Source organism: Falsiroseomonas sp. HC035, from assembly GCF_050563525.1.
Lineage (GTDB): Bacteria > Pseudomonadota > Alphaproteobacteria > Acetobacterales > Acetobacteraceae > Falsiroseomonas.
In genome coordinates, this window is the sequence record NZ_JBNXUN010000005.1 from 354,501 (window position 1) to 370,613 (window position 16,113).

Genomic DNA, 16,113 nt, shown 5'->3' on the forward strand with positions numbered 1-16,113 from the left:
TCGGGTTTTCAGGGTGCCAGCAGGAATTCGCGCACCGGGGCGACCGAGGCGGCGGGCGCTTCCTCCATCGGCACATGGCCGAGGCCGGGCAGCACCACAAGGCGGCTGTCCGCCAGGGCGCGCTGGTAGTCCGCGGCGTTGGTCACCGGCACCATGCCGTCCCGTTCGCCCCACAGCAGCAGCGTGGGCGCCTGGATGCGGGCGAGGATGGGCTCCGGCGGCGGCAGGCTTTGCTGGGCGGTGCGGTCCAGGATCGCCTGGCGCACGCCGGGGGCCAGCAGCATGTCGCGGTAGCGCTCGAACAAGGTCTGGGTGAGGACGGCAGGGTTGCCATAGGCCGGGGCGAGGCTGGCGCGCAGCAGGGATTCGGGCAAGACGAAGGGCAGCACGCGCATCAGCAGCGGCACCCGGCCGGGCCTGTCGTAGCCGCGGCCGGGGCTGGCGAAGCCGTCGGGGGCCATCAGCACCAGCTTCGCCACGCGGTCCGGGTGTTCGGCGGCGAAGCGCCAGGCGAAGCGGCCGCCCATGGAACTGCCGAGCAGATGCGCACGTGGCAGGCCGAGGCGGTCCATCAGCGCGGCCATCAGGGCGATGGTGCGGGCATCGGTATAGTCGCCGGAGGGATCGGCGCCGGTCAGGCCGAAGCCGGGGATGTCGAGGCGGATGACGCGGAAATCCGGCTCCAGGCGGGGTACCCAGTCGTCCCAGGCGTGCAGGCTGGAGCCGAAGCCGTGCAGCAGGATCAAGGGCGGGGCATTGCGTGGGCCGGTGTCGCGGAGGTGGAGGCGGACGCCCGAAACCTCGAGGAAGGAGGAGGGTGGGGCGGCATAGCGGGACTCGAGGGCGGCGCGCGGCTTGTCGGGGGCGTAGGCCCACAGGAACAGCGCCAGCAGCAGCACGGCGAGCGCTGCCGCCGCGATCATCAGGAACAGCCGCATCCAGGGTCTTTCGCCGGGGAGAGGGCTGGTATGTGCGGGCGGGGGCGACGGCTGTCGAGGTTGATGGGCGGGGCGGGGTGGCGGATAGTGGCCGATGTCGCAACGGGGGCCGCGTGAAGGCGCCCGGCGGCGGGGGAACACCATGGTCCAGAACCAGCCGGGCGGGGCGCCGCCGGATGCCGTCGCCGATCTGCGCATCCGCAGCGTGCAGGCCTTCCCGATCTCCTTCGCCATGCCGCCGGACCGCGTGGTGCGGCACGGCATCGGCGCGGCGGTGAAGCGGGATACCGTGCTCGTGCGCGTGCAGACGGAATGCGGCGTGGTGGGGTGGGGGGAGGCGCATCACGGCCGCGGCCCGACCAGCATCGCGGACCTCATCAACAACACGCTGGCGCATTTCCTGGCGGGACGAAGCGCGGCGGCACCGGTGGATGCCTGGGGCGCGGTGTATGCGCGGCACCTGGCGAGCCACGGGCAGGGCGCGGGCACGATGATCGCGCTGTCCGGCATCGACATGGCGCTGTGGGATGCGCGCGGGCGCTACTGGAACACGCCGTGCCATGTGCTGATGGGCGGTGAAAGGCGGCCGGTGCGCGCCTATGCCGGCGGCGTGTCGCTCGGCTTCCAGCCGGCGGAGACGCTGGTGGAGGAAGTGGCGGCGCTGGTGGCGGCGAACTGGCGCGCGGTGAAGCTGCGCTTCGGGGATGGCGTGGCGCGGGATGTGCCGCGGCTGCAGGCGGTGCGGCGGGCGTTTCCGGACCTGACCATCATGGTCGATGCGAACTGTGCGTATTCGCTGGCCGATCTGCGCCGCGCAGCCGATGCGCTGCGCGACTGCGGCGCGGAGTGGCTGGAGGAGCCGTTCCCGGCACACGACCATCGCAGCTACGCCGAGGCGAAGCCGCTGATGGGCGGCGTGCCGCTGGCGGCCGGCGAGAACCACTACGGCCGCTTCGAGTTCCACCGGCTGCTGGAGGATGGCAGCGTCGGCATCTTCCAGCCGGATCTGTCCAAGGCCGGCGGGCCAAGCGAGGTGCTCCGCATCGCCCATATGGCCGGCGCCTGGAAGATCCCGGTCTGCCCGCACATCGCGACCGGCGGGCTGAACCACGCGGCCACCGTGCACCTGCTGTCCGCCATCGACAATGGCGGCTGGTTCGAGGGCGACGCCTCGCCCGGCAACATCTTTCGGGACGCGTTGTGCCGGATCGAGCCGGATGGTGATGGCATGGTGTTCGCGCCGAGTGGCGCGGGGTGGGGCGTGGAGGTGGATGAGGCGCTGATCCGCGCGCATCCCGTCATCGCCGGGCCGGGCTTCGTTTGAAATGACCAGGGAGGAACCAAGAATGATGAACCGCCGCAACCTGCTGGCCACGAGTGCCGCTGGCCTCGCCATGCCTTCCATCGCACGGGCGCAAACGAACTGGCCGGAAAGGCCGGTCCGCATCGTCGTGCCGTATCCGCCGGGCGCGTTCAACGATTCGCTCGGGCGGCTGGTCGGCGATGGGATGCAGGCGGCGGTCGGGCAGCCGGGGGTGGTGGAAAACCGCTCCGGCGCCGGCGGCACGGTAGGGTCGCAGGTGGTGGTGCAGAGCCCGCCGGATGGCCACACCATCCTGGTCTGCAACAGCGCCAACCTGGTGTTCAATACCTTCATCTACCCGAATTTGGGCTACAACACGCAGCGCGACCTGGCGCCGCTGGGCGTCAGCGCGCGGCTGGCCAACGTGTTTGTCGTGAACCCTGCTGTGGTCCCGGCGACCTCCATGGCGGAGGTGATCGCGCGCGCCAAGGCACGACCTGGCGCGCTGAATTACGCCAGCAGCGGCAGCGGCTCCTCGCCGCATCTGGCGGCGGAGCTGTTCAAGGCGCGGGCGGGGATCGACATCGTCCACGTGCCCTATCGCGGCAGCGCCCCGGCGGTGACGGACATGCTGGGCGGCAGCGTCGGCATGATGTTCGACAACATCCCGAACGTGCTGCAGCACATCCAGGCCGGCCGCATGCGCGCCCTGGCGGTGACAGGGACGGAACGCGATCCGGCGCTGCCCGACGTGCCGACGATGCTGGAAGCCGGCGTGCCGGACTACAGCATGTATGTCTGGTTCGGCTTCGCCGCCACGGGGGCGACGCCGGCGCCGATCGTCGCCCGGCTGGCCACGGCGATCCGCGGCATCGTGACCGCGCCCGCGATCCAGGCACGTATTCGCCAGCTCGGTGCCGAACCCTGGGCGCAGACGCCGGAGGAGATGAAGGCCCTGATGGCGCGGGAACATGAAGTTTGGGGCCCGGTGATCCGCAATGCGGGGATCACCGCCTGATGAAGATCACCGACGTCACGCTGACGCTGTTCGCCTGGGACGGCATCCCGCCGACGATCTATGGCGGGCACACCGGCAAATTCTCCGGCAGTTCCTCGCTCGGCCTGCTGCGGATCATGACGGATGAGGGCATCGAGGGGCAGGCCTTCCTCGGTTCCGCGATGAATCCGGCGACGACGGACGGGCAGGGGCTGATCACGCATCTCAAGCCCGTGCTGATGGGCCGCGACCCGCTGCTGCGGGAGGTGCTGGTGCGCGACATCTGGCGGCGCCAGCGCAGCGCCGGCGTGCGGGCGATCGGCGCCGTGGATGTCGCGCTGTGGGACCTGGCGGGCAAGGCGTTCGGGCAGCCGATCCACCGCCTGCTCGGCACCTTCCGGGACAGCATCCCGGCCTATGCGTCCTCCGCCGTGATGACCTCGCCGGAGGCCTATGCGGAGGAGGCGCTGTCCTTCAAGGCGGCGAACTGGGCCGCCTACAAGATCCACCCGCCGGCCCGGCTGAGGGAGGATATCGCGGTGTGCGAGGCGGTGCGCCGCGCCGTCGGCGACGATTACACGCTCGCGCTGGATTCCACCTGGAGCTACGACTTCCCGACCGCGGTGCGCGTCGGGCTGGCGGTGCAGGAGATGGGCTACCTCTGGTACGAGGATCCGCTGTCCGACCAGGACATCTACAACTACGTGAAGCTGAAGCAGAAGCTGCACATCCCGATCATGGCGACGGAATATCCGGTGACGGGCCTCGATGGCTATGCGCCGTGGATCATGGCGCAGGCGACGGATTATCTGCGCGGCGACGTCGCGGTGAAGGGCGGGATCACCACGCTGGTGAAGGCGGCGCACCTGGCGGAGTCCTTCCGCATGAACCTGGAGGTCCACCACGGCGGCAATTCGCTGAACAACGTGGCGAACCTGCATGTCATCATGGCGATCCGCAACACCGACTACTTCGAGGTTCTGCTGCCCGACGCCGCGCAGAAATACGGCCTGGCCGAGGACATCACGGTGGATGCACAGGGCCTGGTGCACGCGCCGATGCGCCCCGGCCTCGGCCACGTGCTGGACGAGGCGCTGATCGCGCGAAAGACGATCGCGCTGCTGCGCTGAACCTCTACTGCGCGAGGCCCAGGTCGCGCAGCACCGTGCGGTTCATGTCGCTCTCGGCCTGGAACCGCGCCCGGAAGCCTTCGCCCGGCAGGTAGCGCGGCACCGAGTTCAGCCGCTCCGCCGCCTGCCGGAAGCTGTCGCTGGCGACCGAGGTGGCGCAGGCGCGCTGGATCGTCGCGGCGGCGGCATCCGGCATCCCGGCCGGGCCAATCAGCCCGCCGGCGGAACTGCCCTCGATGGCGTGGCCAAGTTCCGTCAGCGTCGGCGTCTGCGGCAGGTTCGGCATGCGATCCTTGCTGAAGGTCGCCAGCACCGGCAGGCCGGTGGCGGCGGGAATGGAGGCGCTTTCGACGAAGACCTGGATCTGCCCGCCGAGGGCCGCCTGCGACATCGGCCCGGCGCCGGTGAAGGGAACGTGCAGCCCCTCCACCCCCAGCGCCTTCAGCAGCGCCGCCATCAGGATGTGCTGCGTGCTGCCCTGGCCCGGCGAGCCGAACACCAGCGCCTCCTTCGCCGAGCGCGCGTGGGCCACCATGCCAGCGAAGTCGCGGAACGGCGCGTTGCGGCCGAGCACCAGCACCTGCGGGTTGTCGTAGACCAGGCAGAGGAAGCGGAAGCTGTCCATCGCATAGGTCAGCGACATCAGATGCGGCTGCGCTGTCAGCGGATTGTTCGGCGACATGCCGATGGTGTAGCCATCCGGTGCTGCGCGCGCGACCTGCGCATCGCCGATGGTGCCGGCCGCGCCGCCGCGGTTGACGATCACCACCGTCTGGCCGAGCGCCCGGGTCAGTTCCGTCTGCAGCGCGCGCGCCATCAAGTCCGTGTTGCCGCCGGGCGGGTAGGGCACGACGAGCTGCACGGGGCGGCTTGGATAGTCATCCTGCGCACCCGCCTGCTGCATCGGCACGAGGCCGACGAGCAGGGCCAATGCGAGCAAGCGGCGCCGTGTGGTGCCCATCATGCGTTCTTCTCCCATGTTCAAGCGCCCTCGTTGGGGTCGTACATCACGCCCGCGGCGGCGAAGCCGCCATCGACGTTGAGGATATGGCCGGCGATGAAGCCGCATTCGTCGCCGCACAGGAAGGCGACGGCGGCGGCGACCTCGGTCGGTGTCGCGTAGCGCTTCAGCGCCATCCGATTAAGAAAGGCGGCGCGCTGCCGCGGGCCATGCGCGGTTCGTGCGATTTGCGTTGGCCCCGGCGCCACGCCGTTCACCAGGATGCCGAGCGGGGCGAGTTCCACCGCCAGCACTTTCGTCAATGTCTCGATCCCGCCCTTGCTGGCGCCATAGGCGGCGCGGCCGGTGCCGCCGAACTGGCCGGAGACGGAGGAGATGGTGACGATACGACCCTCCCCACCGCGGGCCATGGCGCGGGCGGCGGCCTGGGCGGTGACGAAGCAGCCGACGAGGTTGGTGCGGATCACCTTTGTGAAGGAATCGAGCGGCATCTCCAGCACCGGCACGCGGTCCGTGATGCCGGCGTTGCAGACGGCGATGCGCAGCGTGCCGAAGCGCGCTTCCGCGGCGGCGACGGCGGCGGCGGCCTCGGCAGGCTCCGCGGCATCCATGCGGAACGCCAGGGCTTGGCCGCCCTGGCCGGCGATCTCCGCGGCCACGCGCGTCGCGGCGTCGCCGTCCAGGTCGGCGACCAGCACCGGCGCGCCGTCCCGCGCCAGGCGCATCGCGATGCCGGCGCCGATGCCGGACCCGCCGCCCGTGACCAGCGCGGTGCGGCCCTGCAAGCTCACGCGGCCTGCTCGATCGCGATGACGCGGGCCGGCGCGCCGTCCGAATCCGGCAGCCGGATCGGCAGGCCCACCACCTGGTTCCGCGCCTGCGTCAGCGCGCCCATGTTGCAGAGGTATTCGAACATGATGACCCCGCGCGCCAACAGGTGAAAATGCGTCACGTGCTCGGCCAGTGGTGGACGCGGTTCGCCGGTCAGGAAGTTGCGGATGCAGTGGTCCTGCGGGAAGTCGAAGCCCACCGCCTTGATGCCGCGACTGTGCAGCCAGACCGAGCCTTCCGCGGTCATCCACGGCGCCTTGAGCCAGAAATCCGGCGAATCGAGACTGGCGCGCTCGTCCCAGCGCGTACGGATCAGCGCGAAGTCGCCGCGCCGCAGATGCGCACCGGCGGCGGCCAGGCGTTCCACCTCGATCGGTGCGTCGGCCGGCACGTCGGAAACATCCACCACCGCGCCGGCACCCACCGTCATGTCGAGGGTGATCGCATCCGTGGTGAAGCCCTTGGGATCGACGTGGCGCGGGCTGTCCATGTGGGTGAAGGCGTGCACGTTCCAACCGGCCCAGGTCGCCTGGCCGGCGCCGGCGTCATGCGACTTCGCCAGGCGACGGTCGACCGCCCAGCGAAAATGCCCGGTGCGGACGGGGGTCGACAGATCGATGTATTTCGGCATCTACGAATCCCGCCAGGGCTGCTGCTGCCAGACGCCGCGCAGCGCATCGGCTTCGCGGAAGACGATATCGCGGGTCTCGCGCGGCGTGCGGTATTGCAGCGGGATGAACAGTTTTTCGGCTTCTGCAATCCAGGCGGCATCGCGCATGGTGGCGGCGATGGTTTCCTCCAGCCGACGCAGGATCGGCGCCGGCGTCGCGGCTGGCGTGACCAGGCTGCGGACGACGCCGGTATCCAGCGGGAAGCCGGCCTCGCGGAAGGTCGGCACATCGGGCGTCAAGCTGAAGCGCTGCGGTCCCGCGGAGGCCAGCGGGCGGATGCGTCCGTCGCGGATCAGGCCGACGCTTTCGCCCATGTTCATCGAGGCCACCTGGATGTGGCCGGCGATCAGCGCGGTGACGGTGGGCGCCTGGCCGGCAAAGGGGATGTGGTTGAGCCGGATGTCGGCGGCCCGCGCCAGGCCGATCATCAGCAGGTGGTCGTCGGAGCCGATGCCTGCGGTGCCGACCGCGACGGCGCCCGGGTTGGCACGGGCGTGGGCCACGAGATCCGCCACGCTGCGCATCGGGCTGTCGGCCGCCACATGCAGCCCGCCCGGATCCTCCACGATGGTGCCGAGATAGGCGAAGTCATCCAGCGTGTAGCGCGGCTGGCGCTCGATGGTGATCGTCTGCAGGCTGGGCGTGATGACGGTGCCGATGGTGTATCCATCCGGCGCCGCGGTCGCCATCGCGGTGTAGCCGATCTCGCCGCCGGCGCCGCCGCGGTTGACGATGACGAAGCGCGAGCCGGGCAGGTGGCGCTGGAAGTGGCTGGTCATGGCGCGCAGGTTGATGTCGGTGCCGCCACCGGGCGGGAAGGGCACGATTATCTGGATCGGCCGGTCCCCTGGCCATTGGCCCTGCGCTGCGGCGATGCGCGGTGCGGCAAGCGTTGCCGCCATTCCTGCCAACAGCAGGCTGCGCCGAGGTGCCCTCATGGCCATGTTCCCATTTGCCGTACCGGATTCTGCGACCGGATGTTGGGCCTGCCGTGGGGAGGCGGCTGGCATGGCGCGGAGACTAGGCACGGGCGCGCAGGCCCGGCAAGCGCACCACGGCATCGCGAGCCTGCCTTTCAATGCGCGCAGGACAGCAGCGGGCCGAGTTGTGCGACGCGGCGCTGGATGCCGGCGGCGCGCTGGGCCAGCCAGGGCGTCGGCGCGCCGGCATCGCGCGTCAGCGGGCTGGGCAGCACCGCGGCCAGCAGCGCGGCCTCCCGCCCCGTCAGCGCGGCCGCCGGCTTGCCGAAATGGGCGCGGGCGGCGGCCTCCGCGCCGTAGATGCCGGGGCCGAACTCGACGATGTTGAGGTAGACCTCCAGCACCCGCCGGCGCGGCCATAGCAAGGCGATCTGCGGCGTCAGCCAGGCCTCGATCACCTTTCGGATGGGGTCGCGGCCGGGCCACAGCAACAGGTTCTTCGCGGTCTGCATGGTGATGGTGCTGGCGCCGCGCGGGCTCTCGCCATCCTGCCAGGCTTCCAGCTGCTCGCGCAGCGCGCCGAAGTCGAAGCCGAACGTCTGGCGGCAGAACAGGTTGTCCTCCGCGGCGATCACCGAATGGGCCAGGGCCGGGGCGATGCGGGAATAGTCCACCCAATCGCGGTCGATGCCCTGGCCCTGCACGGCGCGGATCAGCATCAGCGGCGTGACCGGCGGCGGGATGAAGCGGAACAGCAGGACCAGGGCCAGCGGCGCGACCACCAGCAGCAGCAGAGCGAGGCGGATCAGGCGGCGCATGGCGGCAGGTTCCCCTTTGGGCGCGGGCCTGCGAGGCTGCGCCGGAACAACGGAGGAAGCGGCATGTGGACGCCCGAGGCAACCGGCGAGGCAACCCGGCGATGATGCGCCTCAACGCCTTCGACATGGCGACCCCGGGCCACATCCAGCAGGGGATGTGGACGCATCCGCGCGACAACAGCCGGGGCTATGCGCGGCTGGAGCATTGGATGGACCTTGCGCGGTTGCTGGAGCGCGGGCTGTTCGATGGGCTGTTCCTGGCCGATGTGCTGGGCGTCTATGACGTCCACGGCGGCAGCCAGGATGCGGCGCTGCGCGGCGGCGTGCAGGTGCCGCTGCTCGACCCGCTGATGACCATCCCGGCCATGGCGGCGGCGACCACGCATCTCGGCTTCGGCGTCACCTGCAACACGGCCTACGAGCCGCCCTACCTGTTCGCGCGGCGGATGAGCACGCTGGACCACCTGACCAACGGCCGCATCGGCTGGAACATCGTCACCGGCTACCTCGACAGCGCCGCGCGGGCGCTGGGCTATGCCGAGCAGATGCGCCACGACGACCGCTACGACTTGGCGGACGAGTACATGGAAGCCGTCTATGCGCTGTGGGAGGGCAGCTGGGCGGATGACGCGGTGCGGCGCGATGCGGCCGGCGGCATCTACACCGAGCCCTCCCGCGTGCGGCGCATCCTGCACCAGGGCAAGCAGCACCGGATCGACGCGGTGCACCTGGTGGAGCCTTCGCCGCAGCGGACCCCGGTGCTGTACCAGGCCGGCGCCAGCGAACGTGGCCGGGCGTTCGCCGGGCAGCATGCGGAATGCGTCTTCGTGAATGGCAGCAACCCGGCGGTGGTCGCGAAGCTGGTGGCGCAGTTGCGCGCGGCGGCGGCGCCACGTCGCATCCTGGTCTTCGTCGGCGCCACGGTGGTGGTGGGGCGGACGGAGGCCGAGGCGCGTGACCTGCTGGCGGACTACGCCGCGCACGCCAATGCCGAGGCGACGCTGGCACATGCCTCCGCCTCCCTCGGTATCGATTTCTCACGCTATGGCATGGACGAGCCGGTGACGGCGGGGCCGGGCCAGGCGATCCAGTCCAACGTCGCGGCGATGGCGAAGGTCGCCGGCCCAGGCTGGACCAAGCGGAAACTGTTGGAGCAGTCCGTGCTCGGCAGCCGCCAGCCGCCCATCGTGGGCGATCCGGTGCAGGTGGCGGATGCGCTGCAATCCTGGATGCAGACTGCGGACGTGGACGGCTTCAACCTGTCCCGCACCGTGATGCCGGAAGGGCTGGAGGCCTTCATCGAGCTGGTGATCCCGGTGCTGCAGGCGCGCGGCCTGTACAAGACAGGCTACGCACCCGGCACGTATCGGGAGAAGCTGTTCGGCGCCGGGCCGCGCCTGCCGGAGGATCATGCCGCGGCGCGGCATCGCTGGGGGTGAGGCGCGTGCCGGGGAAGTGGCGCAACCTGGCCCTTGTCACGGTGGCGCAGGTGCTGGCGCTGTCGATCTGGTTTTCCGGGACGGCGGCCGGGCCGGGGATGCTGGCGGAGGCGGGTGGGATCGGCGCCGGCTTCCAGGCGCTGCTGACCAGCGCCGTGCAGGCCGGCTTCGTCTGCGGCACGCTGGTCAGCGCGGCACTGGCGTTGCCGGATCGCTACGACCCGCGCCGTGTCTTTGCTGCCTCGGCGCTGCTCGGTGCCAGCGCCAATGCGCTGATCCTGGCCTTGCCAGTGGGCGGGGAGGCGGCGGTGGCGGCGCGCTTCGTCACCGGCGCGGCGCTGGCGGGCGTGTACCCGGTCGGCATGAAGCTGGCCGCGGGCTGGGCAGACCGCGGCGACATGGGGCTGGTGGTGGGGCTGCTGGTGGGCGGGCTCGTGCTGGGATCGGCCTCGCCGCACCTGGTGAATGCGCTGGGTGGGCTGGATTGGCGACTGGTGCTGGCCAGCGCGAGCGGCGCAGCGGTCGTCGGGGCGGCGCTGATGGGCCTGGTGCGGCTCGGCCCGCGCCACGCGCCAGCGCCACCCTTCCGTGCCGCCGCCGCGCTGGAGCTTTGGCGCAACCGCGGCACCAGGCTCGCGACGCTCGGCTACCTCGGCCACATGTGGGAACTCTATGCCATGTGGAGCTGGGTTGGGCTGTTCCTGGCCGCCAGCTTCGCCGCCTGGCGTGGGGGGCCTGCCTCCGCGGGCGAAGCGTCGCTCGCCACCTTCGCGGTCATCGCCGTGGGCGCGGTGGGGTCGGTGGTTGCCGGGCTGGTGGCGGACCGGATCGGGCGGGTGCGGGTGACGGTCGCGGCGATGGCGGTCTCGGGCGCCTGCTGCCTGCTGGCGGGGCCGGCGTTCGGGCTGCATCCGGCGCTGGTGACGCTGCTGTGCTTGGTCTGGGGCGTCGCGGTGGTGGCCGATTCGGCGCAGTTCTCGGCCAGCGTGGCGGAGCAGTCGGAGCCCGGCCTGACCGGCACGATGCTGACGGTGCAGACCAGCCTGGGCTTCGCGCTGACGCTGGTGACCATTCACCTGATGCCGGTGCTGGTGGCGCGTGCCGGCTGGGGTGGCGCCTTCGCGGTACTGGCGATCGGGCCGGCGCTGGGCTGCGTCGCCATGCTGCGGCTGCGCCGCTGAGCCTCACGTCTGCGCCAGGATTTGCACCAGGGTTTGCTTCGGCAACGTGTTGATTGGCCGCCTCCTCCCGCTTGCCCTAGCAGCGTCTCAGGCAGCGGGAGACGGATCTTGAAATTGCGCGCCCTCATCGGCTTCGCCTGTGTCATGGTGCCTGGGATAGCTGCGGCGCAGCCTGCAGCGGGCGAAATCTGCCTGCCCGCCATCGCGGCGGCGGAGCAGGAGGCGCGGCTGCCGCAGCACCTGCTGCGCAGCATCGCCCATGTCGAAAGCGGACGACGGGATCCGGCAACGGGCCGCTGGGTGCCCTGGCCCTGGGCCATCAACGCTGCCGGGGCCGGGCACTACTTCGAGACGAAGGAGGCCGCGATCGAGGCGGTGCAGGGCTTCCTGGCCAGCGGCATCCGCTCCATTGATGTCGGCTGCGCGCAGGTGAACCTGCTGCACCACCCGGCCGCCTTCGCCTCCCTGGAGGAGGCCTTCGACCCGGCGACCAACACGGCCTATGCCGCGCGCTTCCTCAATTTCTTGCGCCGGACGACCGGAAGCTGGCCGTTGGCCGCCGCCGGCTATCACTCGATGACGCCGACACTTGGTATTCCCTACGCGCGGCGGGTGATGGCGGTGTGGCCGGGTTCGGCCCGCCACGGCGCGCTGCCCGAACTCGCCCCGGATGATGCGGCGCCTGCCACGGACTACAGCGCCTACACGCCCGGCTTTGCCGCCGTGGCCCGGCGCATCGATGCGGCGCGGCAGGGCGCGGCGCGGGCGGCCGGCCTGCCGCCCGGCCCGGTCTGGATCAATCGTCCGCCGGAGCCGGTGCGGGTGCTGCCGGCAGGATCACGTTCGGTGGCCGGCGACGGGCCGGGGCGCAACCCGGGCTGAGGCGGCTTCAGGCCGCCGGCGGCTGAGGCGGCTTCAGGCCGCCGGCGGCACGGCGCGACGCCAGGCCAGGTAGTCGTCCAGCGCCGCCTTTATCCCGAAGCCGGCGCGGAAGCCGGTCAGCCCGGCCAGCGCCTCGGGGTCCAGCGGCGCGCGGTCGTTCGGCAGCGGCTCGGCCCGCGGATCGGCCGGATCGTACCGCCAGACGAGGCCCGGCAGCCGCGTTGCCAGCGCGCCGCACCAGTCGCGCATCGACCACAAGCCGCCGGTCGGTGTCAGGTGGACCGGGGCAGCGACGGCGCGGCCGTGGTCCAGCACGCTGGCCAGGCCCGCGGCCACGTCGGCGGAATAGACCCAGTCGCGCGGCTTCTCATCGGCGACCACCACGGTCTCGCCACGCAGCGCGGCCTCCGTGATCCGCATGATGGGGGAGGCCACCGGGCGGGCCGGCGTGGCGCGTTCCCAGCGGCCGAAGACGGTGGACAGCCGCACGGCGGCAACGGCCACGCCGGCTTCGAGCCCGGCCAGCAACCCCAGCTTTTCCCCGGCGAATTTGGCGACGCCGTAGGCGCTACGCGGGTCTGGCCGGATGCTGGCATCCAGCAGCGCCGCATCGCGCCCCGCCCCGCCGAATACGGCGCCAGAGGAAGCCAGCACCAGGAAGCCGGTGCCGGCCGCCTCCGCCGCCGCCACCGCGTGCAGCGGGCCCAGGATGTTGACCTGCGCGGTGCGGATGGCCAGCGCCGTGGGCACGCGGCCGAGCGGGGTCAGCGCCGCCAGGTGCAGGATGGCGTGCGGCCGGTGCTGCGCCACCAGCGTGGCGAAGGCCGCGGCATCGGTGACATCGAGCCGCGCGGCCTGCAAATGGCCGGGCAGGGCGGCGAAGGCGCGCAGCGCCGGTTCGGGCAATGCCTCCAGATCCGCCGCGATGATGGCATCGCCGCGACGCAGCAGGTGTTCGATGGTGGCGAGGCCGACGAAACCGGCGGCGCCGGTGACAAGGATGCTCATTGGATAGGGATCTGGGGCATGGGGGCCTGCTGTGCGGTGATGCGCCAGTGTGCCCCAGGGGCGCCATCCCGCAAGGGCATCACGGGTGGGGGTTGCGCGCCTGCCCGTCGGCGGCTAGGAACGGCGCGGCTTGCACACCGGTCCGCTGCTGTAGCTCAGTGGTAGAGCACTCCCTTGGTAAGGGAGAGGTCGACAGTTCAATCCTGTCCAGCAGCACCACCGCATCCCGTTGATCCGGAAGAAAATTCAGCAAATTCAAGGCTTGCACGGCGCCCAATGCTACAAATGGGTGCTACAAGTGGCTTTGCCGATGACCCGACCAACAAAGCACCACAAGACCGGCGTCTATCAGGTCCGCAAGTCCGTCCCGAAGTCGTTGCGCAACATTGTTGGCAAGGGCGAACTGGTGCGTAGCCTCGGCACCAAGAACCCTGTCGAGGCCAAGCGGCTGGCGCTGGTGACAATCGCCGAGTTCGACCAAGTGATCGAGCAGGCGCGACGTGGCGAGCGCCCAATTTGGATGCTGCCGCAGGGAACCACGGGACAGGCAGGTGCCGGCGAGCCCGATCACGCTGGCTCCACGCCCATGGAGATGCGCGCAGCGGCGCCGCCTAGTTCACTGAGAGCAGCGGCACAGGCAATTGAACCACTCGCCGCTGCGGCGTTGCTGGACGCATGGTCGGCAGAGCGCGGTCCCTCGCCGAGAACGCGGCAGCGATACGGGACCATCTTCCGGACTGTCGCCCGCGTCCTCGGCTTCGACGATGTCCGGCGAATTACGCCCGCCGATGTGGTGAAGTTCAAGCGCCACAGGCTTGAGGTCGAGAAGTTGGACGTCGGCACCGTCGAGGACGACATTCGCGGTGCGGGCGGCGTCTGCAAGTGGGGGACGACGAACCACCTCCTGCCGGCAAACCCCTTTGCGGGTCTCGCGCCAAAGGCGATGCGGAAGCTGGCAGTCCGTCACGGCTATGACGACGACGATGCCAAGCGCCTCCTACTTGCGGCCCGCGCCGAAACTGGATGGCTGCGGTGGGCGCCGTGGCTGCTGTGCTTCACTGGAGCGCGCATCGGCGAACTGGCGGAACTGCGGCGGGGCGACGTGCGGGAGGACGGCGGGGTCCAGATCCTTGACATTCGACCGCATGAGATGCGCCCGGGCAAGAATGAAACAATGCAGCGCATGATCCCGCTGCACCCTGCGCTGATTGCGGAGGGTTTCCTGAAATACGTAGAGGCGCTGCCGCCGAAGCCTGCTGGCCCGCTGTTTCCCTCGATCACTCCCGATCCCCACGGCAAGCGCGACACGCCCGCACAGACCATCCTGGGGCGGTGGGTGCGGACCAAGGTGAAGATTATCGATCCGAAAAAAGCGCCGGCTCACTCATGGCGGCACCGTATGGAGGACGAGCTGCGGCGGGTTCGTGCCCTGCCCGAGGTGCAGGACGCCATCACTGGCCGGCACAACCCAAGGAACGCTGGGGCGGGCTATGGCCGAGGCTTTCGGGGGATGCCTGAGGAGGTGCTGAAGGAGCTGTCCCGGGTGCCTTCGCCGCTCGATGATCGGGCCGCCGGGCCGGCCTCTGATCAGGTTTCGGATCGGCATGCCAGTTTGCGCGACATACCCCCACAAGAGGCTCCGGAGATTGTCCGCGAGGTGGAGTCTGCTTTGGAAGCCTGGTTCGCTGCCGAAGCGAAGCGGTCTTACGCGGCGTTCGCCTCGTCGAGCTCGCCAGAAGGCCGCGAAATGACGAGAGGCGACGCGCTTTCCTCGATCAACATCCTGGCCGATGAGTTTCAGAGCGGCGACATCAGCGCGGGCCGTGGTGCGATCCTTGAGATCAGCGAGCGGCTGGGGAGGGCGCTACCGCCGAACCACCAAGTTACAGATGCCATTGCCGCCTGGGCCATGGAGGCGCTGGCGGTGATCCATGAGGCGCGGGTGACGTGGGCGGACGGAAACAGGCTCTTCCGGCCCTCAATGCCAACATGGAGAGGCATGAGGACCCGACTTGCGAAAGCCGGTTCGTAGTCCGCCCTCCAGAAAGCTCAGGGAGCTCGTAGGCGGCGCCTAATGTGTCGTCGCTATCCTCGCGTCCGAAGGTGACTGAAGTCGCCCTGGCGACTTCCTGGCGACCTTGGCGGGGTATCATGCCTCTCGCGGCGTGCACCGGGCGGCAGTCCCGGCGTCACGGCCAGCTAGGCAGGTAGCATCCGTCGATTGCAACAATCTCTTCGAGAGCGTCGCTCTGCTTGAGCAGGTCATTCTCGATGGCGGCGAGCTGCGTGGGCAGGTCCCTTTGGACATCGGCAAGGACCGCGTCGAGAGCGTCGCTCTGCTTGAGCAGGTCATCTTCGGCGTCAACAGCTTCTTCAAAGGAGACTCGCGTGGTCGGCATGGTCGGTTGTCCTTATGGCGATAGGTCATGGGGATGGCGATGGCTTGGATGCCTGCCGCCTTGGTGGGCCGGTGGCCGGTGGACTCGCGTAGGGGCAGCGCTTCATGTCGATGGCACGATCAAGCCGCTGTCGCCGGCCTGGGCGGTTGTAAGCGGCGCTGTGCTGGCGCCGTTTCGCCTGGGAATGGTGGACCCAGCCGCTTCGGTGCTCAGACGGCACCAATCTCGACCAAGTGACATTAGCTTTACCGTGACCAAATCACGGATCTCCTGCCGCTTGGCCCTGAGGTATCGGTTGGCGTCGAGATCCTGGATGGTCGCGACGTCGACATGTCCAGCCTTGCGGCGGGCGCCTTGGTCGATGTGCTGGCTGGCGCCCGCCCGCTTGCTGGCCATCTCGCCTTGATCCACGACGCCCTCGCCGCCGACACGGCAGTAGACGTTGCCGGCGTTCTTGGTGCCCTTCAGGCTATAGACGAGCTGATGATGGACGTCGGTCGCGTCCATGATCTTCCGCTTGATGTCGACTGGTCTCAAAGCGTAGCGGCTGCGGTGGTGGCCTGGGACAGGCGGCGGTGGTTCCGGCCACCTGAACACGGCCTGGAAGCGAGCGCGAAGCTCGTTCTTGTGGCGCC

The 16,113-nt window shown here is 70.0% G+C and carries 16 protein-coding genes and 1 tRNA gene; 8 read left to right on the top strand and 9 right to left on the bottom strand.

Annotated features, from left to right (window positions below; all coding sequences use genetic code 11):
• Positions 1-8: 8 nt before the first annotated feature.
• Positions 9-938: an alpha/beta fold hydrolase gene (locus tag ACLF3G_RS14175; protein WP_430670027.1), complete on the bottom strand. Its 930-nt coding sequence runs from the start codon at positions 936-938 to the stop codon at positions 9-11.
• A 142-nt stretch (positions 939-1,080) separates the two neighbouring features.
• On the opposite strand from ACLF3G_RS14175, the gene ACLF3G_RS14180 reads away from it, so the two are divergent.
• From ACLF3G_RS14180 to ACLF3G_RS14190, 3 genes are read left to right on the top strand one after another with little or no spacing between them, the layout of a single operon-like run.
• Complete coding sequence (locus ACLF3G_RS14180; RefSeq protein ID WP_430670028.1) at positions 1,081-2,262, top strand: mandelate racemase/muconate lactonizing enzyme family protein; 1,182 nt, start codon at positions 1,081-1,083, stop codon at positions 2,260-2,262.
• A gap of 22 nt (positions 2,263-2,284) precedes the next feature.
• Positions 2,285-3,259 carry a Bug family tripartite tricarboxylate transporter substrate binding protein gene (locus ACLF3G_RS14185; RefSeq protein ID WP_430670029.1) on the top strand — a complete coding sequence of 325 codons (975 nt, stop codon included), beginning with the start codon at positions 2,285-2,287 and terminating at the stop codon, positions 3,257-3,259.
• Positions 3,259-4,368 (top strand): enolase C-terminal domain-like protein, encoded by a 1,110-nt coding sequence (locus ACLF3G_RS14190; protein WP_430670030.1) that lies wholly within the window; start codon positions 3,259-3,261, stop codon positions 4,366-4,368. The genes ACLF3G_RS14185 and ACLF3G_RS14190 overlap by 1 nt, the downstream gene beginning before the upstream one ends.
• Before the next feature lie 4 nt (positions 4,369-4,372).
• On the opposite strand, the gene ACLF3G_RS14195 is transcribed toward ACLF3G_RS14190, so the two are convergent.
• From ACLF3G_RS14195 to mtgA, 5 genes are all read right to left on the bottom strand, one after another.
• Positions 4,373-5,332, bottom strand: coding sequence for a Bug family tripartite tricarboxylate transporter substrate binding protein (locus ACLF3G_RS14195; protein ID WP_430670031.1), 960 nt, complete (start codon positions 5,330-5,332; stop codon positions 4,373-4,375).
• Between the two features lie 17 nt (positions 5,333-5,349).
• Positions 5,350-6,120 carry an SDR family NAD(P)-dependent oxidoreductase gene (locus ACLF3G_RS14200; RefSeq protein WP_430670032.1) on the bottom strand — a complete coding sequence of 257 codons (771 nt, stop codon included), beginning with the start codon at positions 6,118-6,120 and terminating at the stop codon, positions 5,350-5,352.
• Positions 6,117-6,791: a cyclase family protein gene (locus ACLF3G_RS14205; RefSeq protein WP_430670033.1), complete on the bottom strand. Its 675-nt coding sequence runs from the start codon at positions 6,789-6,791 to the stop codon at positions 6,117-6,119. Before ACLF3G_RS14205 ends, ACLF3G_RS14200 begins: the two co-directional genes overlap by 4 nt.
• On the bottom strand, positions 6,792-7,769 hold the full coding sequence (locus ACLF3G_RS14210) for a Bug family tripartite tricarboxylate transporter substrate binding protein (RefSeq protein ID WP_430670034.1): 978 nt from the start codon (positions 7,767-7,769) through the stop codon (positions 6,792-6,794).
• A 137-nt stretch (positions 7,770-7,906) separates the two neighbouring features.
• Positions 7,907-8,569 (bottom strand): monofunctional biosynthetic peptidoglycan transglycosylase, encoded by a 663-nt coding sequence (gene mtgA, locus ACLF3G_RS14215; protein ID WP_430670035.1) that lies wholly within the window; start codon positions 8,567-8,569, stop codon positions 7,907-7,909.
• A 101-nt stretch (positions 8,570-8,670) separates the two neighbouring features.
• Here mtgA and ACLF3G_RS14220 point away from each other — a divergent pair, with 101 nt between their 5' ends.
• From ACLF3G_RS14220 to ACLF3G_RS14230, 3 genes are all read left to right on the top strand, one after another.
• The gene (locus ACLF3G_RS14220; protein WP_430670036.1) at positions 8,671-10,008 is read left to right on the top strand and encodes an LLM class flavin-dependent oxidoreductase; all 1,338 of its coding nucleotides are present in this window, start codon (positions 8,671-8,673) and stop codon (positions 10,006-10,008) included.
• Positions 10,009-10,013: 5 nt separating this feature from the next.
• Positions 10,014-11,189, top strand: coding sequence for an MFS transporter (locus ACLF3G_RS14225; protein ID WP_430670037.1), 1,176 nt, complete (start codon positions 10,014-10,016; stop codon positions 11,187-11,189).
• Between the two features lie 108 nt (positions 11,190-11,297).
• Entirely contained in the window at positions 11,298-12,071 is a 774-nt protein-coding gene (locus tag ACLF3G_RS14230) for a transglycosylase SLT domain-containing protein (protein ID WP_430670038.1), read from the top strand.
• Positions 12,072-12,104: 33 nt separating this feature from the next.
• On the opposite strand, the gene ACLF3G_RS14235 is transcribed toward ACLF3G_RS14230, so the two are convergent.
• Positions 12,105-13,079: an NAD-dependent epimerase/dehydratase family protein gene (locus tag ACLF3G_RS14235; RefSeq protein WP_430670039.1), complete on the bottom strand. Its 975-nt coding sequence runs from the start codon at positions 13,077-13,079 to the stop codon at positions 12,105-12,107.
• Positions 13,080-13,223: 144 nt separating this feature from the next.
• Here ACLF3G_RS14235 and ACLF3G_RS14240 point away from each other — a divergent pair.
• A tRNA-Thr gene (locus ACLF3G_RS14240) sits at positions 13,224-13,298 on the top strand.
• A 10-nt stretch (positions 13,299-13,308) separates the two neighbouring features.
• On the top strand, positions 13,309-15,111 hold the full coding sequence (locus tag ACLF3G_RS14245) for a DUF6538 domain-containing protein (protein WP_430670040.1): 1,803 nt from the start codon (positions 13,309-13,311) through the stop codon (positions 15,109-15,111).
• Positions 15,112-15,268: 157 nt separating this feature from the next.
• Here the strand turns inward: ACLF3G_RS14245 and ACLF3G_RS14250 are convergent, their stop codons facing one another.
• Together ACLF3G_RS14250 and ACLF3G_RS14255 are read right to left on the bottom strand one after the other, a co-directional pair.
• The gene (locus ACLF3G_RS14250; protein ID WP_430670041.1) at positions 15,269-15,478 is read right to left on the bottom strand and encodes a hypothetical protein; all 210 of its coding nucleotides are present in this window, start codon (positions 15,476-15,478) and stop codon (positions 15,269-15,271) included.
• Positions 15,479-15,580: 102 nt separating this feature from the next.
• Positions 15,581-16,113, bottom strand: a 533-nt coding sequence (locus ACLF3G_RS14255; protein ID WP_430670042.1) for a hypothetical protein, incomplete at its 5' end; no start/stop codon positions are given.